This is a genomic window from Streptomyces sp. NBC_01537 (assembly GCF_045040445.1).
GTDB lineage: Bacteria > Actinomycetota > Actinomycetes > Streptomycetales > Streptomycetaceae > Actinacidiphila.
In genome coordinates this window covers 9,203,141-9,225,434 of the sequence record NZ_CP109392.1, presented here as the reverse complement: position 1 = coordinate 9,225,434, position 22,294 = coordinate 9,203,141, and the positions used below count along the sequence as shown (strand labels likewise).

The window sequence follows — 22,294 nt, the reverse complement described above, 5'->3', positions numbered from 1 at the left end:
TGGGCATACCGATATCGCCTCGCGGTTGCCGGACTCGACGGCGGATGATGACCGCCATGACGACGAAACGAACCGATCCGCCGAATGTCGCCGATGAACGGACCCTCCTGGAGAGCTTTCTGGACTTCCACCGCGACACCCTGGCCCTGAAATGCGAGGGGCTGACGGACGCGCAACTGCGTGAGGCGACGGTGCCTCCGTCGGAGCTGACGCTGCTGGGCCTGGTCAGGCACCTGGCGGAGGTCGAGCGCGGCTGGTTCCGCCATGTGCTCGCCGGGGAGGACGCGGAGCCGCTCTACTACAGCGACGAGGACCCTGACGGCGAGTTCCACGCGCTCGACAAGGCCCTGACGGAGGAGTCGTTCGGCACCTGGCGGGCGGAGGTGGCGCACTCCAGGAAGCTGGCGGCGGGGCGCTCCCTGGACGACCTCGGCAGCCGGGTGCGCAGGGGTGAGCGCGAGGAGTACTCACTGCGCTGGATCTACATCCACATGATCGAGGAGTACGCGCGCCACAACGGCCACGCCGACCTGATCCGCGAGCGGATCGACGGCGCCACGGGCGAGTGACGCACTGGTCGGCGCCGCTTTGGATCACTCTTGCGGGGCATTCCCAACATCCGCCCCGTACGTGAGAGTTGTCCGGGTGCGTCGACTCACAGCAGTGGTGATCCTGGCGGCTGCCTCGGCCGTCTCCGGGTGCGTGACAGTGTCCCAGCCCGCCCCCGGATCCGGGGGCGGGCTGATCTCCGGGCAGGTGGCGCCGTCCGGGGCGGGCGGCCCGGCGCCCATCGTCCAGGCGCCCGCGCATGAGGCGCTCGCCAGCGTACGGCCGGAGCCGTCCGGCAAGCCCCGGCCGAAGGACGCGCACCGGCAGCACGTGGCGCCGCCGGTCCGGCCGCAGCACCCGGCGGCCGCCCCGGCTCCCGCGCCCAGGTCCGCCAAACCCCGGCCCCGCGCCGCCGCGCCCGGCGCCGGCGCCGCCAATGTCTGCGACATGGGCGAGGCGTACGGCGGCTGGGCGGGCCAGGGCGACGCCGCGCGGATCTGCCGCCAGGCCTATGGCAGCCGGACCTACGGCAACTGATCCGACCCGGTCAGCCGCAGCTCCATCCGGCCGACGGCGGCTCGGATCCGGTCCCCGTACGCGTCCTCCCCGAGCGCCGAGCAGAACTCCCGGGCCCGCCCGAGGTGGCTGAGCGCCATGCGCTCCTCGCCCACCCGCCAGTAGGACGCGGCGAGGTTGAGGTGCAGCGAGGGGTAGAAGCCCCGGGCCGCCTCGCCGCTCATCCCGGAGGCGGCGCGCAGCGCCCGTACGTCCCAGTCCAGTTCGTCCTCCGGATCGTCCTGGGTGTCGGCCATGTGGTGCGCGACCATGCAGCGGTGGAGGGGGTCTCCGTCCTCCCCGATCTGCTCCCACAGGGCGGCGAACCGATTGCGCGCCTCCTCCCGGTCCCCGCCGTGCAGCAGCATCACGACCTGGCCGATCCGCGTCATGACCTCGTCATTCACCACGACGACCAAGCTATACGCCCGGTGTGACAATCTGCGTCAGGCGCGTGCCACGGTCAGCAGATGGCCGCTGACCCCCAGCAGTGACGGTTCGGTGCTCGTGGCCATCAGCGCCTCCAGGACCATGGCCCGGCGCCCGGGGTCGTCGAGATGGCCGTCCATGCCCCCGACGAGCCAGGCGGCGCCTTCCAGGCCATGGCGGACCGGGCCGGCGAGCCCGGCGTCGGCGAATTCGGCGAGCAGTTCGCCGGGCTCGTGGAAGTACGCCGTGGTGAACACGTGCTCCTGGTGGAGCACGCCCGTCGTGAGGATGCGCAGCATCCGGTCGTGGACACCGGGCTCGGCGAAGCCACCCGTTCGCCAGTGGTCGTGCAGCGCCGCGTACCGGCTGATGGAGGCCGCCGCGACCAGCCCGCCGGGCCGGGCCACCCGGCGGGCCTCAGTGAGGACCTGGATCCGGTCGGCCCGGTCGGGAAGGTGGTAGAGCGGCCCCATCAGCAGCACGGCGTCGTAGGAGCCGTCCTCGTACGGCAGCTCGCGTGCGTCCCCAAGCCGCGCGGTGACCCCTGTACACCGCGCGGCTTGCTGGACGTGCAACGGCACGGGATCGAGGACCTCGGTCTCGTATCCGTCCGCAGCCAGCCATTCGGCGTGCACACCGCTGCCCCCGCCCACGTCGAGCACACAGGCCGGGGCGGGCGGCAGCGCGCGCCGAAGGACATCCTGGGTGCGCCAGAATTCGAGCCGGTTGACGCCATCGCGCAGCCGGCTGTCCTCCTTGCCCTGCTCGTAGTAGGCGAGGACGCGTGAGTCGAGTTCCACCATCCACCGATGATCGAATCCGCGCCGCCCGCCCGGCAACACAATTACCCGGCTACTGGGCCAGGTCCGGGATCCGCCAGTCGATCGGGTCGTGGCCCTGGGCCTTGACGGCCTCGTCGATCTGGGTGAAGGGCCGGCTGCCGAGGAAGAGCTTGGCCGACAGCGGAGAGGGGTGCGCGCCCTGGACGACGGCGTGCCGCGATGTGTCGATGAGCGGCAGCTTCTTCTTGGCGTAGTTGCCCCACAGGACGAAGACCGCCGGGTCGGGGCGTCCGGCGACGGCCTTGATCACGGCGTCGGTGAACTTCTCCCAGCCCTTGCCCTTGTGGGAGTTGGCCTCGCCCTCACGGACGGTGAGCACCGCGTTGAGGAGCAGGACGCCCTGGTGGGCCCACGGCATCAGGTAGCCGTTGTCGGGGACCGGGTAGCCGAACTCCTCCTTCATCTCCTTGTAGATGTTGCGCAGCGAGGGCGGGGTTTTCACGCCGGGCCGCACCGAGAAGCACAGGCCGTGCCCCTGGCCCTCGCCGTGGTAGGGGTCCTGGCCCAGGACCAGCACCTTGACCTGGTCGTACGGGGTGGCTTCGAGCGCCGCGAAGACCTCGTCCCGGGGCGGGAAGATCTTGTGCTCGGCGCGCTCGGCCTCCACGAACTCGGTGAGCTCCTTGAAGTAGGGCTTGTCCAACTCCTCACCGAGGACGGCCTGCCAGGACTCGGGCAGCATGCTGGGCACGTCAGGAACCTCCGGTACGCGATCCGTTACTAGGAGAGAACGTACCGGGGGCCACTGACAATCGTTCACGCGGCGTCGAGCCGGGCCCTCAGCTCGGGGGCCAGGTCCAGTTCGGCGGCCGGAAGCAGCTCTTCGAGCTGGGCGACGCTGCTGACCGCGATGACCGGCAGCACCGGGACGGTCCCGCCCAGCAGCCAGGCGAGCACGACCTGGTTGGGGGTGGCGCCGATCTCGTCGGCCACTTCGCGCAGCATGCGCAGGCGGGCCGGGGATCCGTCGTGCGCGTACTGCGCAAGGAGGGGTTTGTCGTCGCGGGTGTAGGCGCCTGCCATGAGCGTGGAGTAGCCGAGGACGGTCAGGTCGTCCTGGGTGCCCGCGTAGTCGAGCAGTTCGTCGTCGACGTGGCGCTGGCAGCCGAAGCGTGCGTCCTGGTGCGGCTTGAGATAGGTGTGCTTCTGCTGCACGACCTGGTAGCCGGGCAGGGTGCGCTCGGCGGCGAGGCGGCGGGCCTCGGCGATCCGCCAGGTGGCGTGGTTGCTGACCCCGAGTGTGCCGACGGTGCCCTCGGCCACCAGTTCGGCGAATGCCTCGACCGTTTCGTCCAGGGGGACGCGCCGGTCCTCTATGTGGGCGTAGTAGAGGTCGAGCCGGTCGGTGCCGAGGCGCCGCAGGCTGTCTTCGAGGCCCTGGCGGATGGTTTTGGCGGCGAGGCCCTCGGCGTTGCCGAGGTCTCCGTCGTCGCTGATCCAGCGCGTGCCGCGGGCGGGGTCGGGGCGGGCACCGACCTTGGTGGCGATGACCATCCGGTCACGGGCCCTGCGGCTGTCCAGCCAGCGTCCGAGGGCCAGTTCGCCCTCGTCACCGGTGCTGCCGTCCAGCCAGCAGGGGTAGTTGTTCGCGGTGTCCAGGAAGGTCCCGCCGGCCTCGGCGAAGCGGTCGAGGATGGCGAAGGAGGTCTTCTCGTCGACGGTGGTGCCGAAGTACATGATGCCGAGGCAGAGGTTGCTGACCTGGGGTCCGGTGGTGCCGGCGAGCGGGCGAGAGCGCATTGGTGCGTACTCCTCGTACGGGAAGCGGAAAGGTGCACAGTCCCTGTGCCTGTGACAGGGACTGTGCACCTTGGAGTACGGACGAGGGCAAGCCCTCCCGCAGCGGATCAGACGAACGCGTTGAGGAACATGCCGCCGTCGATGACCAGCGTCTGGCCGGTGATCCAGGCGGCCGCGTCGGAGAGCAGGAACGCGGCGGCGCCGCCGATGTCCTCGGGGACGCCGAGGCGCTTGAGGGGGTAGGCGGCGGCCGCCTCCGCCTCGCGGCCCTCGTAGAGGGCGGCGGCGAACTTGGTCTTGACGACGGCGGGGGCGATGGCGTTGACGCGGATGCCCGGGGCCATTTCGGCGGCGAGCTGCTGGGTGAGGTTGACCATCGCGGCCTTGCTGATGCCGTAGGCGCCGATGAAGGGGGAGGCGCTGAGGCCGGAGACCGAGGAGATGTTGACGATCGCGCCGCCGTTCTCCTTCTGCCAGGCCTTGTAGGTCTGCTGGGCGAAGCCGAGCGCGGAGATGACATTGGTCTCGAAGACCTTGCGGGCGACGCCGAGGTCGAGCTCGGCGATCGGGCCGAAGACCGGGTTCGTACCGGCGTTGTTGGCGAGGAAGTCGACGCGGCCGAAGGCCTCGATGGTGCGCGCGACGGTCTCGGCCTGGTGGGCCTCGTCGTGGGCCTTGCCGGCGATGCCGAGGACACGGTCGGAGCCGAGCTTGTCGACGGCCTCCTTGAGGGCGTCCTCGCTGCGGCCGGTGATGGTGACGCGGTCGCCGCGGGCGACGAGCGCCTCGGCGATGGCGTAGCCGATGCCGCGGCTGGCGCCGGTGACGATGGCGACGCGGCCGGAGTCGGGCTGGGTGCTGCTCATGGTGGTGTGTCTCCTGTACGCGTCGTCAGTTGAGCGGGCCGCCGGCCACGTACAGGACCTGGCCGGAGACGAAGCCGGCGGCGTCGCCGGTGAAGAAGGCGATCGCGTTGGCGATGTCGTCGGGCTTGCCGACCCGCTGGACCGGGATCTGGGTGGCGGCGGCGGCCTGGAACTCCTCGAAGCCCATGCCGACGCGGGCGGCGGTGGCGGCGGTCATGTCGGTGACGATGAAGCCGGGGGCGACGGCGTTGGCGGTGACGCCGAACTTGCCGAGCTCGAAGGCCAGGGTCTTGGTGAAGCCCTGCAGACCGGCCTTGGCGGCGGAGTAGTTGACCTGGCCGCGGTTGCCGAGGGCCGAGGAGGAGGACAGGTTGACGACGCGGCCGAACTTGGCCTCGACCATGTACTTCTGGACGGCGCGGGTCATGAGGAAGGAGCCGCGCAGGTGCACGTTCATGACCGTGTCCCAGTCGGACGCGCTCATCTTGAACAGCAGGTTGTCGCGGAGCACGCCCGCGTTGTTGACCAGGATCGTCGGCCCGCCCAGCTCCTCGGCGATACGGGCGACCGCGGCCTCGACCTGCGCCTCGTCGGCCACGTCGGCGCCCACCGCGATGGCCCGGCCGCCCGCCGCGGTGATCTGCTCGACGGTGTCCTTGCACGCGCTCTCGTCGAGGTCCAGCACGGCGACGGCGCGGCCCTCGGCGGCCAGGCGTACGGCGGCGGCGGCGCCGATGCCACGCGCGGCCCCGGTGACAATCGCTACGCGCTGCTCGGTGGTCGACATCTATTCTCCTCAGCCCTGTGATTCAGCCCTGTGGTCCGGCCGCCGCGACATGAGCGACCGCTTAGTAGGTCCCGTAGTCGAAACCGTAGGAGCGCCGTGACCCTGTGTCAACGCCAGCGCGCCCGATGTGGCCCAGGGCACCGGCTCAGCGCACCAGCAGATCCAGCAGCCGGTCCACCTCGGCGGCCGGGTCGGCCGTCAGACCGGTGTGGATCGGCCCCGGCTGCACGATGGTGCTGCGCGGCGCGGTCAGCCACCGGAACCGCCGGCCCGGGTCGTCCCCGGCCGCCTGGCCGGCCCGCTCGCCGCCCGCACAGATGCCCTCGTACCCGCGCAGCGCGGCCCGTACGCCGTCCACGTCCGCGTCGGCGTCCAGGCACCGCAGCCGGGCCTCGTCCAGGTACACGCGAGCCCCGACGAAGGACTTGGCGCGGCAGTACACCAGCACCCCCGCGTTGATCTGCTCGCCGCGCTCGATGCGCGGGACGACGCGCACCAGCGCGTACTCGAACACGTCACGCTCGCTGCGCACGCTCACTTCGCGGCCTTCCCCTCGACCCAGGTGCGCAGCCACTCCGGCGGCGGCTGCTTCTCCTTCTGCTCCGGCGCGAGCTTGATCCGCTCGTGAACGGATCCGGCACGGGCGGCGAGCACCTTCTCGTACGCCCGGCGGACCTCGTCGGGGCTCTCGAAGCCCGGCTCGTCCGCCAGCCACTCGTCGGGGACGAGGGCGGTGACCTCGCGCAGCAGCTCGGGGGTGACCTCGGGCGCCAGGCCGGCGGCAGCGGCGGCGATGTCCGGGGAGAAGCGGGAAAGGGCGTGGTCGGAGGCATCGTAGGGCTTGTCGGCGGCCTGGTCGGCGCCGCGCCAGCTGTGGTGGAAGATCAGCGAGGCGCCGTGGTCGATCAGCCAGAGGTCCTTGTGCCAGACCAGCATGTTGGGGTTGCGCCAGGAGCGGTCGACGTTGCCGATCAGCGCATCGAACCAGATGACGCGCCCCGCCTCCGCCGGGTCCACGCCGAAGACCAGCGGGTCGAAGCCGAGCGAGCCGGGCAGGAAGTCCATGCCGAGGTTGAGGCCGCCGCTGGCCTTGAGGAGATCCTGGACCTCCTGGTCCGGCTCCCCGAGAGCGATCACCGGATCGAAGTGGAACCGCACCAGATCCGGCACGCGCAAGCCGAGCCGCCTCGCCAGCTCCCCGGCGATCACCTCGGCGACGAGCGCTTTCCGGCCCTGCGCGGCACCGATGAATTTCACGACATAAGTGCCGAGATCGTCGGCCTCGATGAGGCCCGGCACGGATCCACCCTCCCGCAGGGGCGTGACATAGCGGGTTCCGGTGACATCAGTCAACAATTTCCCAGGCCATCCGAGTCTTTAGCCTTACAATCCACGATCAACTCCAGGCATCCACACTCCAGGGAGTCTGCCGCGATCAGCCCTGGGGAGAATCTGGGGAGTTTCGACTGACATGCCGATCTCCCTGCCTCCCGAGCATCCCGTCAATGACGGTGCGCCCCTTGCTGCCGGCCTCCGGCATGAAGTGAGCATAGTAACCGAGCGTTATAGCTGGCGAGGAGTGCCCCAGCCACCGCGCCAAAGTCACCACCGACTCCCCCGCCTCCAGCATGACCGAGGCATAGGTATGCCGCAGCACATGGAAGCCGTCCTTCGGCGCCGCCTCCCACTGCCACTGCTTTGCTCCCTTGGGGCGCGGTGGGATGACGCCGGCCTTGGCCAGCGCGGGTTTCCAGGTGTAGGTGTTCCATGTGTTCACGGCCACGGCGTTGCCGAATCGCGTGGTGAGAAGAAGGGAGAACTTCCTCGTCGGCCTGTCCGCCCCCGGTCTCTCCCACGGAAGCTCCACCTCCACCGGCGGAAACGCCTTGACATGACGCTTCAACTCCTCAGCCACCGAGGAAGGCATGTCGACGGTACGCGTCTTCGCCCCCTTCGGCAGGGCGAAGTACAACCTCCCGTTGATCGCCTGAACCTGGCGGCGTATATGAAGCACACCTCTCGCATGGTCGATGTCCTCCGGGCTCAGCCCGAACACTTCACCCTGACGAAGTCCGCACCCCAGAGCGAGCACGACGGCAATCCGGTTTCGTGGGTTGATCAGGTCACGGACTCGGAGCGCCGTCTCCAGTGACCACGCCCCGCGTCGCTCTTGCGGCGCCTTGGGCCATCGCACGGACTTCGCGTGCATGGGGTTCCTGGCAAGCCGCTTGTCATCGACGGCCGCCTCCAGAATACTGGACAACTCGGACAAGATGCCTCGTCGGTAGTCGACCGAGGAGACGGTGGCGTCCAACTTCGCCGTGTACGCACGCAGCTCCGACGCCGTAATGTTCCCGAGCGGGAGTTGTCCCAGATGCGGAACGATGTGAAGCCGCGCTCGCCGCTCCTGGTTCTGCTGGGTCTTCGGAGCGCCTCCTCTACCCGGCGCCCAGTGCATCGCGATGTAATCGGCCAGCGTGATGGATCCGTCGCGCGGGTCCACGAACTCCCCACGCTCCTCGTCCGTGGCGGACCGACGAAGCCACGCTTTGGCGTCCTCCAGCGTATCGAAGGAACGATCCCGGACCCCGGGGATACCAGCGACCTTGTATCGCTTCCCCTTACCGTAGCGAGCGGTTCTTTCCCTCTTCGCAGTTACGGGGTCCTTCTTCTTCTTGATCCAGCGATCTTCTATGTAGCCGGCCAAGCAAGTCTCCTTATTAACGAGGGTTGACACAGCGCCCTACGACGCATGGCGCGTCAGGCGCAGGCATGGGCTGGAGCGATGCTGCGGAACGGCGCTCAGCGGGCTCGGGGCGGTGTTGGAGCGAAAGTCGGCCTGCTCCTGTTCACGGATCCAGGCATCGAGCGCCTCCCGCCGGCGCATGACACGACCACGACCCTCTACGAGGCGCCTGCATCAAGCGCTTGTCGTATAGCCGGATCGATGCTGGGGTGCAGCACTCAGAGGGCTCAGGGCCGTGTTGGAGCGCGAGTCGGCCCGTTCCTGTTCCTGGATCCAGGCATCGAGCGCTTCCAAGCGGTACATGACGCGGCCGCGTTGGCCCATGCGGAAGCTGGGCGGCCCTTGGCGCCGGTGCCGCCAGACGTAAAGGGTGTGGGGCGAGAGGCCAAGATACTCGGCTGCGTCCCTGACATTCAGGAACGCTTTGCCGACGACTCCGGGCGCGTCCGGCTCAGCGGAGGGAGAAGATATCGGGCGTGCAGGCAACGGAAGTCCTGTGTGAGAGGTGAGGAGCCGCGAGCTAGTGAAGCGCGAGGCTCCTCCGCCGGCGGCCTTTGCTGGAAACGCGGTGAGATCCGTGGTCAAGCCGCAGATCGACGCACCGCTACGGATTTAGGGCGGCGCGCGTCGGTTCGCACTCCAGGCTTTCGACGTCGGCCCACTCGACCAGCGCGGCCCTCGACCGAGGTATCGCCACTGCGCCAACGTGGCCTCTGGTATGCCGAGATAGTCGGCGAGATCCTTCGGAGTCATCAGTGTGCGACGTTCCGTCATACGTACTCCCGTATAGCGAGTCAGAGGCCCTACCCTTCAGAGCAATGTTGAGCATGCGCCGGACCTGTCCACCTCTCTCTGATTAGCGGTCAAGCGCTGCCACCTGGTCCGAGGCACGGTTCCACCGCCAAGCACAACCGGTGCGGACTAGACACCATGGTGGTGAGAAATCCCTGTTTTGCTAACCGGCGATCTGCTGCTATAAACGGGCTCTCCTGCGTGCAGAGGCGTCATCGTCATTCCACGCCTGCGGCACCCTCAGGGGTGCGAAGGGGAATCGGTTAGTGGTCCACACTCACAGGCACTCGGATGAGGGCAAGGAATCCGGCAATCGCCTCATAGGCGACGTCGTCGCCGAATATCTGCGTCTAGCCGCGCTACTCCTTGGTATCGGTTATGCGATCCGCCAGACGTTTCCGTCGCGGTAGTTGTCCGTGCTGGGTGTTGTCCTTGGGGGTGTCGACCACGGACCAGCCCTCGGTCCGCAGCGGCCGAGAACCACGTGGCCGGAGTCCGAGCTCCATGCATCCACGAACGCAGAGTGCGCTGGTGGTTGACGGGGGTGGCCGCTATAGCGTGCATGGGCGTGGTTCCGTTCGCTGACCTGCGGTTTTCTCCGGGGTCCGTACATTGACATGGTTGGCGAAGGGTGTTCCAGTCGTTAGCCGCTGTTAGGCGTCTGCCGTAGGCGAACTTCCGCCATCGCGGCTGCCGCCATCGCTCACGGCGACGTCATCAGTAGCCGAGCGGCACCATGCTTGCCGGGGCGCGCGGTGCCTCCCAGCAGCTCGCAATTACCTGGATCACGCTGAGGCGCTCGACCGCAGCGTCGATGAGGGCCTGGGTGAGAGCGTGCTGCAGCCAGTTCCATCGGGTGTGTTGAGGAGCGGTGCCATGACCCCCTCACCTTCCGTTACTAGCCTCGGGCTTTCACGAACCGGGCTGTCCGAGGCTTGATCACAGCTGCGAGAAGTACTTCTGACCAGCGATATTGGGACTTGTGGAGGGTCCTGTTGGGTGCGGGGAAGGAAGCACTTCTCAGGTGAAGCGGCATGCCGCCTTCCCCACCCGGGCACTCCGCGGCTGCCGTCCCCGTCCGTCTATGCTCGCAGTGATGAGGTCGCCCGCACGGTAAAGAACGGGACCCGGGGTGCGGTCAGGGTCGTTTGCCTCATCACCTTCGCGTGATCGGCTCCGCGTAGTTAACCTCGCGGAGTCACCTGAGCGGCTTGTCCGACGGGTGGTCAGATGAGCAGAAAGTGCCTCTGACCAGCAAGAATAAGGATTGTCTAGGCCCTTGTTCCCGCGCCTGTCGGAGGCACTTTCCAGGTGAGCAATCGTATCGGGTTGTACCCGCGTGTCCGCGTCGAGGGCGGGGGTCGCGGCGTTGTTTCACAGGCCGGGGCCGTCCTGCTGGTCGAGACGGTCCGCAAGGCTGGGCTGGATGCGGCGATGTCGACGGCCTTGGTGCCGTGGCGCAAGGCCCGCGCCGTGCATGATCCCGGGAAGGTACTGCTGGACGTCGCGCTTGCCGTGGCCCTGGGCGGGGACTGCCTGGCGGACATCGGCGTGCTGCGGGCCGAGCCCGCTGTGTTCGGGCCGGTTGCCTCCGATCCGACCGTCTCCCGCCTGATCGGTGTGCTGGCCGCGGCCGGTCCCCGTGCGCTGGCGGCCATCCGCCGGGCACGGGCCGAAGTCCGCGAGCGCGCATGGCGATTGGCCGGCGAGGCGGCCCCGGATACGGGCGGCGAGGTGATCGTGGACATCGACGGGGTGCTGGTCCTGGCGCACTCCGAGAAGGAGGACGCCGCCGCGACCTGGAAGAAGACCTTCGGGCATCACCCGCTGCTGGCGTTCGTCGACCACGGTCACCAAGGATCCGGGGAACCGGTGGCGGGTCTGCTGCGGCCGGGGAACGCGGGCAGCAACACCGCCGCCGACCACATCGACATCGCCCGCCTGGCCCTGGCCCAGCTGCCGAAGAAGTACCGGCGCGGACGAGCCACCCTGGTCCGCACCGACTCCGCCGGAGGCACCCACGAGTTCCTCGACTGGCTTTCCACGCGCGGCCGGTGGCTGTCGTATTCGGTGGGGATGACCATCACCGACGCGGTTCACCAGGCCGTGCTGAAGGTCCCGGCTTCGGCCTGGACGCCGGCCGTCGAACCCGGCGGCCAGGTCCGTGACGGTGCCTGGGTCGCCGAGCTCGCCGGGGACGTCCTGACCGGCTGGCCGAAAGGGATGCGGCTGATCGTCCGCAAGGAACGGCCCCACCCCGGCGCGCAGTTGCGCTTCACCGACGCCGACGGCATGCGGCTCACCGCGTTCGCCACCAACACCAAGCACATCCCGATCGCCCGGCTGGAGCTGCGGCACCGCCAGAGGGCCCGGGCCGAGGACCGCATCCGCGCCGCCCGCGACACCGGCCTGCGCAACCTGCCCCTGCACGGCACCGCGCAGAACCGGATCTGGCTGGAGATCGTCCAGATCGCGCTCGACCTGCTGGCCTGGATGCCCATGCTCGCCCTGACCGGGCCCGTCCGCCGCTGGGAGCCCAAACGCCTACGGCTGCGGCTGTTCTCCGCCGCCGCCCACCTCGTGACGACAGGCCGCCGCCACTACCTCCGCCTCGCCCGCCACTGGCCCTGGACCGACCTGATCACCAGCGCGTTCGCCCGCCTGCAAGCCCTCCCGAAGCCCGGCTGACCAGCGGCAAAGCCCCATCTCGACGAGCACTCCAACGGCCGGAGCCGTGGAACCCGGCGCCCACCCGACGCGACAGACGGGCCCTCACCCTGCCCGCGACCGGCCCAACAAGCCAAAACGGCCCGCCGGACAAGCCGACGGGTCGCTATGAAAGATCGAGGCTAGTTGCTGACTTTTGGTATCAATAGCCTGGTTGTCGTATGGGCATGTCAGGGTTGAGGCTGGAGTCCGCGCCGAGGCAGGGAGTGACGTACGTGCCGCAGCTCGATGGGTCAGGTTCGCCGGATTCCTTTGATCTTGATGCTCTGGCGGTCGGTGACCGGTTGAGGTTGTTCAACTTCACCCAGCGCGATGATGCGGCAGCGTATTTGTGGGTTCTGCGGGCGATGAACGTACTGCGGGCGGTCCACCAGGTGCAGGTGCATACCAACGATGTGGCGGCGGCGCTGGAGGAGCTGGCGGCCACTCATGCCGATGTTCCGGCCCCGGTCGATCTGAACCTGAGGGCGATGCTGGACGTCCTGTCGGGCGAGAGGGACCGGGATCGAGAGAGGGAGGGCGGCCGGGTTCTGTACCGGGTGGAGGACGCCTCCCGTGCGGGCAGCTTGGCCGCGTATCGCAACCGGCAGTCTGTGTACCAGTTCACGGAGATCGGCTACCGGGCGTATACGGCGGTGGAGGACGTGCTCGGCGCTCGGGTGGAGGACGCGAGCCTGTCCCGGCTGGTCTTTGCTGACATCCTGGCCGATCTCAAGGCTCTGGCCGCAGCGAACCGCAGCGCGGACCGCGAGGAGATCTACCGCAAGCTCTCCCGGCTGGACAGTGTGCTGGAGGATATGACCCGCCGCGCCGCTCGCTTCTATCTCACCCTGAACGATGTGGCCCGGACCACCGACATTTCCCCGGAGACCTTCCTGCGCCACAAGCACACCTTGCTGGCACACATGAGCGATTTCTCCGCTGAGCTGGAGCGCTACACGCCCCGCCTGGCCGATGCGGTCCGCGAGGTGGAGGACAGCGGCATCGAGACCATGCTGGAACGGGTCGCCGAGGCCGACGAGCGCCCGATGATGCGGCCGGAAGCCCGCCGGGAGGACTGGCGCCGGCGATGGATCGGGCTGCGCCAGTGGTTCCTGGCCGACGGCACCGAGGAGTCCCGGGCCGCGCAGTTGCAGGGCGCGACGCGAGCCGCGATTTCCGGCGTCATCGCGTTGCTGCGGCAAGTCACCGAGTCCCGCCGGGGCGGGGTGAGCCGCACCACACAGCTGCGGCATCTGGCGGCCTGGGTCGCTGGAGCCCCCGACGAGCGGGCGGCGAACGCGCTGATGGCTGCTGCCTTCGACCTGCGCTCCGCCCGGCACCTGGCCGGTGCCCACGACGACGGCGAACAGATCTCCTCGCGTTCGACCTGGTGGGACGCACCCGGTGTCGAAGTGAGCATCAGCCTCTTCCGGCACGGCAAACGGCCCCCGCCCGGTGGTCCGCAACCAGTGCGCAGCGAGCGCGGTGCCCGCGCCCGGCTGAAGGAGAAGCAGCTGGCAGCCCGAGCTGCCGAACGTGAGGCAGCCACCGGGTTGCTGGAACAGGGGGCGCACGACCGCGTCCTGGACGAGGCCGAGACCCGCGCCGTGCTGAAGCTACTCACGCGGGCTCTGGAGGCTCGCACCGTGGTCGCCGGACGGTTGCGGTCGGCTACCGGGGCAAGCGACGTGATGATGATGCGGCTCGTCCCCAACCAGACCGGCAGCAAGCTGCGCACGGTGCACGGCACCTTGCACCTACCTGGCTTCGCCCTGGAACTTACCCCCGCCGGACCGGTCCGTCGCCGCGGAACGGGGGCGACCTGATGGCTGCGCACCGCGTCGCCGCGACCGTGGAGTCGGCCCAGCTCGGCTCGTACCAGCAAGCCGCCCGGCTGATGCTGCTGCACAGCGTAATCAGCGATGCCCACCCCCGCCCGGGTGCCTTGTCATCCGTCCTGCGGTGGGCGGATGAGCTGGCGGAGGACTTTCGCTCGCTGTTCGGCTACACCTTGCACACCACCGCCCGTCACGCCCGCCTGATCCGGCGGTTGGACGCCTTCGACGGCAGTCAGGCCATCGTCGCGGCCAACAGCGGAAAGAGGCCCTTCGACCGACGGCGCCTGGCCTACTTGTGCCTGGTCCTGGCGTGCCTGCACCGGTCCCGCATCGAGATCACCCTCGCCGACCTGGTCAAAGACTTCGCCCCATACGCCAATGCCATCGACCACTTGGGGTTCGACCCCACCGCCCCCGGGCACAAGGACGCTGTCGTCGACGTGATGGACTGGCTGGCCGACCGCGGGGCCCTGCGCATCTCGGACGGCTCCACCCAGGCGTGGGCTCGCGATCCCGACCGCGGGGACGCCCTCTACGACATCGACCACGACGTGTGCACTGCCCTGTTCCGCCCCGGCAAGCCCTTGCAGCACCTGGCCAGCGCCGTCGGCCTGTTGGAAACCCCTGCCGGCGGCACCGGACGCGATGCCCGCCGCCGCCACGCGGCCCAACGCGCCCGCCGGGCGGTCATCGAGCACCCGGTGGTCTATTTCGCCGAAACCGATCCCGAGACCTCCGTCGCGCTGCGCCAGCCCACCTTGGCCGAAGACCTGGTGCGGTTCACCGGGCTGCAGATCGAACGACGCGCCGAGGGCATCATGCTCGTCGACACCACCGGGCACTTCACCGACAAACGCTTTCCCGGCCGCGGCGGATCCGTCAACCGCACCGCCGGCCTGCTGCTGGCCAAGATCGCCGACTTGCAGGAAGACCCTGACCGCGCCCGCCTTCTCAAGCGGATGCCGCCACCGGCCCCGGGAGAGGAACAGGCCAACCTGCTCGCGTGCATCGACCTCGCGCTCCCCCAGTCCGGCACCCTGACCGCCCTGTCCGTGGACGCACCCGCAGCCGCGCACGACGCCCTCCAGGAGCTCGACGACGCCGAGGCATCCGACTCGGCGCGAACGGCGGCGCTCCCGCTGGTGGAACGCGCCCGCCTGCAAGAAATGATCACCGAGCTCTACGAGGAGTTCGGCCCGACCTCGTTCACCAGCAAGTGGCAGGCTGATCCCACCGGCCTGCTCGACGCAGCGGTCACCCTTCTCGCGGACCTGCGCCTGGTCCACCCGCTGCCCGGCGGCGTGCTGATCCGCCCGGCCGCCGGCCGTTACCGCAACATCACCGCCGTCCTGCCCCGGCCCAATACCGATGGACAGTTCGCGTTCGACTTCGCCGCCGCTGAGGACGCCCCCTGATGACAACCCTCCCCGCCGCTTTCCTCCGCCCCGGCACACCAGCCATCCGCTTCAAGCCCACGCGGGCCGGGATCATCGGCCTGTGGGACTACCGGGACGAAGAGTTCGTCTTCGCCGACGGGCGCCTCGTCCTTCGCGGACACAATGGCTCCGGCAAGACCAAGGCCCTGGAGGTCCTCTTCCCTCTCGTCCTCGACGGCAGCATCGACCCCCGCCGCCTCGACCCCTTCAGCGGCGAAGAGCGCACCATGAAGTCCAACCTTCTCTACCGCAGCCAGGAATCCGCTTACGGCTACGTATGGATGGAATTCACCCGCACCGACCCCGACTGCGGGATCCTGGAGGCCGTTACCGTCGGCATCGGTCTCCTCGCCCAGAAGAGCAAGGAGCGCCCCGGCCGCTTCTTCTTCGTCACCGACGGCCGCATCGGCGTGGACTTCGGCCTGCTCAGCGCCGACTCCCGGCCGTTGCGTAAGAAGGAACTGGAGACGATTCTCGGCGAGAACGCCCTCCAGAAGACTGCCACCGCCTACCGGGACGCCATCGACGAGCGCCTGTTCGGCCTCGGCCGCCAGAGCTATGCCCAGCTGATCAATCTGCTCCTGCAGCTGCGTCGGCCCCTGCTCGCAAAGGATCTCGACCCTGACAAGCTCTCCGACACCCTCACCGCCGGCCTGCGCCCGGTCGACGAGAACCTCATCGTTCAGGCCGCCCGGGATTTCGAGAACCTGGCTGAAATCCAGGCAGTCCTGGAATCCCTGACCAAGGCAGATTCCGCCGTCCAGGATTTCCTCCGGGACTACACCGCCTATCTGCGGGCCCACGTCCGCGATCGCATCGACAAGACCGGTGAGCGGATCGAGACCACGACCAGCCATTGCGGCAAGATCGCCGACGCCGCGAAGGAACGACGCGAGGCCATCGCCGCTCTGGGGGCGGCGGTGGCAGCCCGCAGCGAGGCAGACGGGGCTCGCAAGAAGCACCAGGCCCACCTGGACGGACTGCAGAACCACGATGCGGTCAAGAGGGAAGGCGGGCTGACTGAACTCCGCGAGCGTGTGCGGCGCGAAAGCGATGCCATCGCCGAGAGTGAGATCTACCTCGGGCGGGCGCAAAAGCGCGTAGCCCAACTGGAACACGAGGCCAACCAGGTCGACAAGCAGCTCGGCGAGCTGCGGCAGTCCGCCGACCGGCATACCCAAACTCTGCTGACCGCGTCTCAGCTCGGCGGTCTGGTCAACGACGACGACCCCCTGGACCTCGCTGGCGATCTGCCGACACAAGTCCAAGGGCGGGTGGCGACCCGGCGCCACCAGCTCGGTGAGGTCCGCCGGCACCTCGAGGCAGCTGAGAAGGCCCGAGGAGACCAAGACCGGGACCAAAGCGTGTTCGACAAGGCCGACGGCGAGGTCACCACCTACGAGCGTGAGTGCAGCGAGGCGACCGGACGCCTCACGGACGCCCGGGCCCAGGCCAGCGCCGAACTCCAGACGGTGATGGGCCGTTGGACCGGCACCGAGGCCACGTCCGTCCTGGCCCCGGCTGATGCCGCCTCCTTGACCGCCGCTCTCGATGCGGTCGGCGAGCCGGACGCGCCCGCGCTCCCCGAGGTGTACCGCCGCCTCACCGACACACGCCGCACCACCGCCCTGTCCCGGCGAGAAGCCCTCGACCGGCGCTTCGCACACACCGAGCAGGAACTCGCCACAACCCGCGCCGAGCGTGCGAAGGTGGCCGCCGAACACGACGATGCTCCGCCGGCCAGCGACCTACGCCCGGCCGACCGCGCCGGCCGTGCCGGCGCCCCGCTGTGGCAGCTCGTCCGCTTCGCGGACAACTTGCCCGAACCCCAGGCCGCCGCCGTGGAAGGCGCCTTGTACGGGGCCGGCCTGCTCACTGCCTGGCTCCACCCGCACCCCGGGGCCACCGACCAAGCCCTCGCCGACAACGAGCCCGACGGCTATCTGCTGCCCCTGCCCGCCCCGGACCGCCCCACTGGACGCACCCTCGCCAACGTCCTCATTCCCGAGGACCAGCAGCACGTGCCAGCCGAAATCATCGCAGCCGTCCTGGCTTCCGTCCGCCTGACCGACGATCTCACCACGGACATCCACGACACCCCGGCCGTCACCACCCGCGCGCAGTTCACCTTCGGGATCCATCTCGGCACCCATCCCAAGACCCGCCCTGAGTACATCGGCGCCACCGCACGCGCCGCCCGCCGGCGCGAGCGTCTGCGCACCTACGACCAGACAATCACGGACCTGGAAACCCTCCTGACCGGCCTCGCCACCAAGCAGCAGACCGCCGCTGAGGCCGTCGCCGACTTCGATACCGCCCGTACACAGCTGCCGCCCACCGGCCCCATCACCACCGCCGTCCAGCAGGTCGGGGTCGCCGCCGGACGCCTGGCAGACGCCCGGACCCGGCGCACCGACGCCGGCAAGGACCTCGACGCCGCCATCGCCGAAACCCACGACAAGGAGCGCCAACTACGCCGCGCAGCCGCCGCGGCCTCGCTCCCCACCGGCTCTGAGGACCTCACGGCTGTCGAATATGCAGTCAGCGACTTCGCCACCGCGGCCAAAGACCTGCATACCGGCCGCACCGCCATCACCCAAACCGAGCGTGATCTCACCGACCGCCGCAAGAACATCACCGGCCTGAACGCCGACTGCACTGAACAGGCCGAGGCCCTGCAGGCCCGCAAGAGCGACCACGAGGCCCTCGCCGAGCGCCTGAGCACCGAGGAAGGCACGCTCGACGCCCCCCTGCGGGAGATCCACGCACAGATCGCTGCGACCCAGACGAAGCTGGCGCAGGCTGACACCACCTACGACAAAGCCGACCAGGAGGCCCGCGCCCAACAAAACCGGCTCACCGGCGCCGACAACGCCCTTCGGTACATCCGCGAGGCCCTCACTACCTCGCTGACCGAACAACTGCGCACAACCGCAGGGCTGGAGCCCTACACCCGACCCGACCTGCTCCGTCTCCTCGGCGCCAGCATCGACACCGCCTGGCCCCCGGTCGGCCTGTGGCCGACCGCCGAAGAGGCCGCCAGCCGCCTGGTCACGCAGCTCACCGCATCCCCGCCGCAGCTAGCCCCGGAACATGCCGCCCGCAGCGCCCTGCCCGCAGCCACGACCGTCCTCCTGGACACCCTCGATACCGTCACCCGAGGCCGCCGGGCCACCGAGAGCGTCCTGAAGACCACCACAACGAAGATCTCCACCGCGCTCACGGCCCTGGAGACCGCGCTCGCCGAGTCCGACCAGGGTTACCTCATGGAATGGGACGTGGACGGCGACATCATCCTCGCCCGCGTCTCGGACAGCGACGGCCCGGCCCCCGTCTCCGAGTTTGGCCGCCGCCTGGCCGAGCAAGTCGCCGACCAGCGCATCCTGCTGGAAGACCGCGAACGCACCGTCCTCGAAGACGCCCTCCTGACCGGCCTGGCCGACCAGATCCACTCCCGCACCCGCGATGCGCGCGACCTGGTCAACGACATGGACACCGACACCCGCGCCAAACCCATGTCGTCCGGAACCACGATCGGCATCCGCTGGGTGCAATCCGAAGGACTCACCGACGCCCAGCGTGCTGTCAACAAACTCCTCAAGAAGGACGCCTCCGCGCTGGGACCCGGCGGACTGGCCGAAATGCGCTCCCTGCTGCGCAGCCAGATCCGTGCCGGCAAGGCCCGCGACCGACGCAAGACCTACCAACAGGTCATCGCCGAAGTTCTGGACTACCGGGCCTGGCGCAAATTCGAGCTCCTGCTGTCCCGACCCGGAGAGAAGGAGGAGAAACTCACCCGCTCCAAGCACAGCGAGATGTCCGGAGGCGAGAAATCCGCTTCCATCCACCTGCCTCTGTTCGCCGCCGCCAACGCCCAGTACGGCTCCGCCCACCCCACCTGCCCCCGGCTGATCGCGCTGGACGAAGCGTTTGCCGGCATCGACGAGCAGTACCGGCCCGACCTCCTCGCTCTGACCGTCAAGTTCGATCTCGACCTGTTCATGACCGGCCACGACCTGTGGATCACCTACCCGACCGTCCCAAGCATCGCGCACTACGACATGAACTATGACAAAGCGAGCCACACTGTCTCCGCCATGCTGATGCTCTGGGATGGCCAGCAGATCCTCGACGACCTCGGCTACCCCGGATCCGACGAGCTGGCCGCCGACATCCTCGGCTTCACCCCACGCCGCCACGCCCCCGTCACCGACGGACTCCTCGCCGGCCTCACCGACCACGACACCCCCAACGACGCCACGGATGAGGACAGCGAGGCATGAGCACCCCCACCCCACCCGGCGAGCGCTACCTGCAACCCGCATACGAGCGCCTCCTCGCCGCAGCCCGCCGCTCCCTGGAACGCACCGGCGGACAACTCGATGGCACCATCAGCGTCACCACGCCCACCAACGCCGAGCGCGAAGCCCTCATCGGCATCACCGGCACCTACCGCCCCGCCGGAACCACGAAAATCACCGTGCGACTCACCGCCCTGGATACCGCCGTCCGAGCTGCCACCGGAGCCCCACTGACCGATCTCCTCACCCGGGTTGGCGGCCCACTGCGCAACCGCCCCGCCGAGAAGGCCGCTCTCCAGCACGCCAGAAGCCAACTACTCACGCACGCCGAGGCCAGCCCCCTCCATGCTGCTCACGCCTGGTACCAGGACTGGCTCACCGCCCTCGCCAAAGACGGCACCCTGACCGGACTGATCAACAAAGACGACACGCAAGCACTCACCTACGCCATTCGCGTCCTCGAACACCTCCACGCCCGGCCCGCCGACGCACCGCCGCTCATGCTGCCGGCCCTCGCCGAAACAGCCACCGGCGACACCAAAGCCCTCAACCACGGCCGCGGCTCCCTCCCCACCCTCGTCCTGCGCGCCCTGGCCCAAGCCCAGAACACCGCCCTGGCGCCCGGAGCCGAAGCACGACGTGACCTGTGGGACGCCTTCGACGTCATCGTGGACGACCTCGCCAGCCGGGTCCTGGTCCTCAATCTCCCTGCCGAAGGAAAGGGACTCGGCGAGTGGCTCACCAGCGCCGCCACCTACGGCACCCCGTTCCAGATCACCCTCCACCAGCTCATCACCCTGCCCATCGCCGTAAGCTTGCCGACCGTCTACGTGTGCGAAAACCCGGCCGTCCTACGCCGCGCAACCGGAGAACTCGGACCCGACAGCCCCCCGCTGATCTGCACCGAAGGCCGTCCCTCGACCGCCTTCCACCGACTGGCCCGCGCCATCATCCACGGTGGCGGAACCCTGCAGTATCACGGCGACTTCGACTGGCCCGGGATCGACATGACCAACCAGCTCATCACCCGCCACCAGGCCCGCCCCTGGATGATGACGGCAGCGGACTACCGAACCGGCATCGCCACGGACAACGACCACATCCCGCTCAGCGGCAAGCCCTACCCCACTGCCTGGGATGCAGAACTCGCCCGAGCCATGCAACAGGCGAACCGCGCCCTCTATGAGGAAGCGGTCGCTGACGCTCTCCTCAACGATTTGAGCAGCACCAGCCAGACCTGAGGCATCAGACGGCAGCTCGCGCGACGGACGGACGCGACGAGGCGCGCATCGGAGGATCCGCCCCAGGGTCGCGGCCGCGGCCGCAAGTCGAACGCTCGACTACCGCACTCGTCCCATGGGCCCTCTCGATCAAGCAGGCCGCCGTCCGTAGAGCGAAGCCCAAAGGCTCTCAGACCACCAGCCCAGCCAGTTAGGGTGATCGAGAGCGATAGCCCTGAGCGGAGGGGCGCGGGCGAGAGGTGAGTTGGGACTGATGAGCGCGGCACCTACGCGGATTGGCCGCTATACGGTGGCGCGGGAACTCGGCTCGGGCGGGATGGGTGAGGTGTACCTCGCCTATTCGCCGGCGGGCGACCCGGTGGCGGTGAAGGTGATCCGCAGCGACAAGCTGGATCCCGTGACGCGGGCGCGCTTCGAGAAGGAAGCTCTGATAGCCCGGACGGTGGTGGGGACCAACAGGGTGGCCCGGTTCCTGGATGCCGACCCGTATGCGGACCGGCCCTGGCTCGCGATGGAGTACGTGCCTGGCCGCACTTTGCTGGAGTGCGTGGACAGCGATGGCGCGTTGCCGATGGTGCTGGTGGCGAGTTTGGGTGCGCTGCTCGCCGAGGGGCTGGGGGCAGTGCACGCGGCCGGTCTGCTGCACCGAGATCTGAAGCCGCAGAACATCATCCTGGGTGACGACGGCCCCATGATCATCGACTTTGGGCTGGGGGCGTTCATGGACGCCTCGCAGGAGTCGTTGTCGCACAGTGGGATGATCATCGGTACGGTGCGCTGCATGCCGCCGGAGCAGGCCGGCGGGCACCCGCAGGTGACGCCGGCGGCGGATGTCTACGCGCTGGGGACTGTCCTGCTGTATGCGGCGACGCGTCACTATCCGTACGACGGGTCGCGTTGGGAAGCCATCGCAGCTCAGGTCACAAACGCCGAGATCGCCCCAGATCTCAAGGGTGTGCCGACCGGGCTGACGCCCCTCCTCGGATCGATGCTCGCGCATGAGCCGGAGGCCAGGCCGACGTTGTCCGTCGTTGCCAAGACCTGCGCGGAACTGCTGTCTGCTGCAGGGGTGGCACCGGCGGAGGCGCGGCTGGCCCTCATCACGCGTACGGCTGCCCCGCACGCCGCCGCACGTTCCGGTGAGCCCTTGTCCCCCTCGTTCGAGAAGCTGCTTGAGGAACAGGGCGCGGTTGCTGAGGCTGAGGATCTGGCCAGCCCTCTCGATGTCCCGCCCGGGGTCCAGGCGGCGGGTGAATCAGAAGAGCCTGAGGAACGACAGCCCGAGCCCGAACCGATGGAACCGCCGACGGGGCCGGAGGCACCACGGCGGCCCCGTCCACGGCCGGGCCGGCCCCCAGCCTCACGACGAGTGGCGCAGGAGCTGCGGGCGGAGTACGCAGTACATCCGGCTCTGTGAAGGGTGGGCGGCGCTGTCGGCGCTTGATGAGAAGCTGATGGGACCG

At 68.9% G+C, this 22,294-nt stretch carries 18 protein-coding genes; 8 read left to right on the top strand and 10 right to left on the bottom strand.

The window, feature by feature from the left end:
• Positions 1-56: 56 nt before the first annotated feature.
• Both OG607_RS42245 and OG607_RS42240 read left to right on the top strand, forming a co-directional pair.
• Complete coding sequence (locus OG607_RS42245; RefSeq protein WP_405735190.1) at positions 57-569, top strand: DinB family protein; 513 nt, start codon at positions 57-59, stop codon at positions 567-569.
• Between the two features lie 76 nt (positions 570-645).
• Entirely contained in the window at positions 646-1,086 is a 441-nt protein-coding gene (locus OG607_RS42240) for a hypothetical protein (protein ID WP_405735188.1), read from the top strand.
• On the opposite strand, the gene OG607_RS42235 is transcribed toward OG607_RS42240, so the two are convergent.
• The 10 genes from OG607_RS42235 to OG607_RS42190 all read right to left on the bottom strand — a co-directional run bounded on the left by OG607_RS42235 (position 1,074) and on the right by OG607_RS42190 (position 9,000).
• A complete protein-coding gene (locus OG607_RS42235; protein WP_405737436.1) occupies positions 1,074-1,496 on the bottom strand; it encodes a hypothetical protein in 423 nt (140 codons plus the stop codon). The genes OG607_RS42240 and OG607_RS42235 overlap by 13 nt on opposite strands.
• 54 nt (positions 1,497-1,550) lie before the next feature.
• Positions 1,551-2,336, bottom strand: a complete 786-nt coding sequence (locus tag OG607_RS42230) for a class I SAM-dependent methyltransferase (protein ID WP_405735186.1) — start codon at positions 2,334-2,336, stop codon at positions 1,551-1,553.
• Positions 2,337-2,385: 49 nt separating this feature from the next.
• Positions 2,386-3,057: a uracil-DNA glycosylase gene (ung, locus tag OG607_RS42225; RefSeq protein WP_405737434.1), complete on the bottom strand. Its 672-nt coding sequence runs from the start codon at positions 3,055-3,057 to the stop codon at positions 2,386-2,388.
• Between the two features lie 74 nt (positions 3,058-3,131).
• Entirely contained in the window at positions 3,132-4,115 is a 984-nt protein-coding gene (locus tag OG607_RS42220) for an aldo/keto reductase (protein ID WP_405735183.1), read from the bottom strand.
• A 107-nt stretch (positions 4,116-4,222) separates the two neighbouring features.
• Positions 4,223-4,981, bottom strand: a complete 759-nt coding sequence (locus OG607_RS42215; RefSeq protein WP_405735180.1) for an SDR family oxidoreductase — start codon at positions 4,979-4,981, stop codon at positions 4,223-4,225.
• Positions 4,982-5,006: 25 nt separating this feature from the next.
• Entirely contained in the window at positions 5,007-5,768 is a 762-nt protein-coding gene (gene fabG / locus OG607_RS42210) for a 3-oxoacyl-ACP reductase FabG (protein ID WP_405735178.1), read from the bottom strand.
• A gap of 145 nt (positions 5,769-5,913) precedes the next feature.
• Positions 5,914-6,306, bottom strand: coding sequence for a DUF3037 domain-containing protein (locus OG607_RS42205; protein WP_405735177.1), 393 nt, complete (start codon positions 6,304-6,306; stop codon positions 5,914-5,916).
• On the bottom strand, positions 6,303-7,124 hold the full coding sequence (locus OG607_RS42200) for a HipA family kinase (RefSeq protein WP_405735175.1): 822 nt from the start codon (positions 7,122-7,124) through the stop codon (positions 6,303-6,305). The genes OG607_RS42205 and OG607_RS42200 overlap by 4 nt, the downstream gene beginning before the upstream one ends.
• A 79-nt stretch (positions 7,125-7,203) precedes the next feature.
• Positions 7,204-8,475 (bottom strand): tyrosine-type recombinase/integrase, encoded by a 1,272-nt coding sequence (locus OG607_RS42195; protein WP_405735173.1) that lies wholly within the window; start codon positions 8,473-8,475, stop codon positions 7,204-7,206.
• Positions 8,476-8,688: 213 nt separating this feature from the next.
• Positions 8,689-9,000 (bottom strand): helix-turn-helix transcriptional regulator, encoded by a 312-nt coding sequence (locus tag OG607_RS42190; RefSeq protein WP_405737432.1) that lies wholly within the window; start codon positions 8,998-9,000, stop codon positions 8,689-8,691.
• 1,617 nt (positions 9,001-10,617) lie between these two features.
• On the opposite strand from OG607_RS42190, the gene OG607_RS42185 reads away from it, so the two are divergent.
• The 6 genes from OG607_RS42185 to OG607_RS42160 all read left to right on the top strand — a co-directional run bounded on the left by OG607_RS42185 (position 10,618) and on the right by OG607_RS42160 (position 22,248).
• Positions 10,618-11,994, top strand: a complete 1,377-nt coding sequence (locus tag OG607_RS42185; protein WP_405723700.1) for an IS1380 family transposase — start codon at positions 10,618-10,620, stop codon at positions 11,992-11,994.
• A 254-nt stretch (positions 11,995-12,248) separates the two neighbouring features.
• Positions 12,249-13,841 (top strand): TIGR02677 family protein, encoded by a 1,593-nt coding sequence (locus OG607_RS42180; RefSeq protein ID WP_405735171.1) that lies wholly within the window; start codon positions 12,249-12,251, stop codon positions 13,839-13,841.
• Positions 13,841-15,268: a DUF2398 family protein gene (locus OG607_RS42175; RefSeq protein WP_405735169.1), complete on the top strand. Its 1,428-nt coding sequence runs from the start codon at positions 13,841-13,843 to the stop codon at positions 15,266-15,268. Before OG607_RS42180 ends, OG607_RS42175 begins: the two co-directional genes overlap by 1 nt.
• A complete protein-coding gene (locus OG607_RS42170; protein ID WP_405735167.1) occupies positions 15,268-19,572 on the top strand; it encodes a TIGR02680 family protein in 4,305 nt (1,434 codons plus the stop codon). The genes OG607_RS42175 and OG607_RS42170 overlap by 1 nt, the downstream gene beginning before the upstream one ends.
• The gene (locus OG607_RS42165; protein ID WP_405735164.1) at positions 19,569-20,831 is read left to right on the top strand and encodes a TIGR02679 family protein; all 1,263 of its coding nucleotides are present in this window, start codon (positions 19,569-19,571) and stop codon (positions 20,829-20,831) included. Before OG607_RS42170 ends, OG607_RS42165 begins: the two co-directional genes overlap by 4 nt.
• 253 nt (positions 20,832-21,084) lie before the next feature.
• Positions 21,085-22,248 carry a serine/threonine-protein kinase gene (locus OG607_RS42160; protein ID WP_405735162.1) on the top strand — a complete coding sequence of 388 codons (1,164 nt, stop codon included), beginning with the start codon at positions 21,085-21,087 and terminating at the stop codon, positions 22,246-22,248.
• Positions 22,249-22,294: the final 46 nt, after the last annotated feature.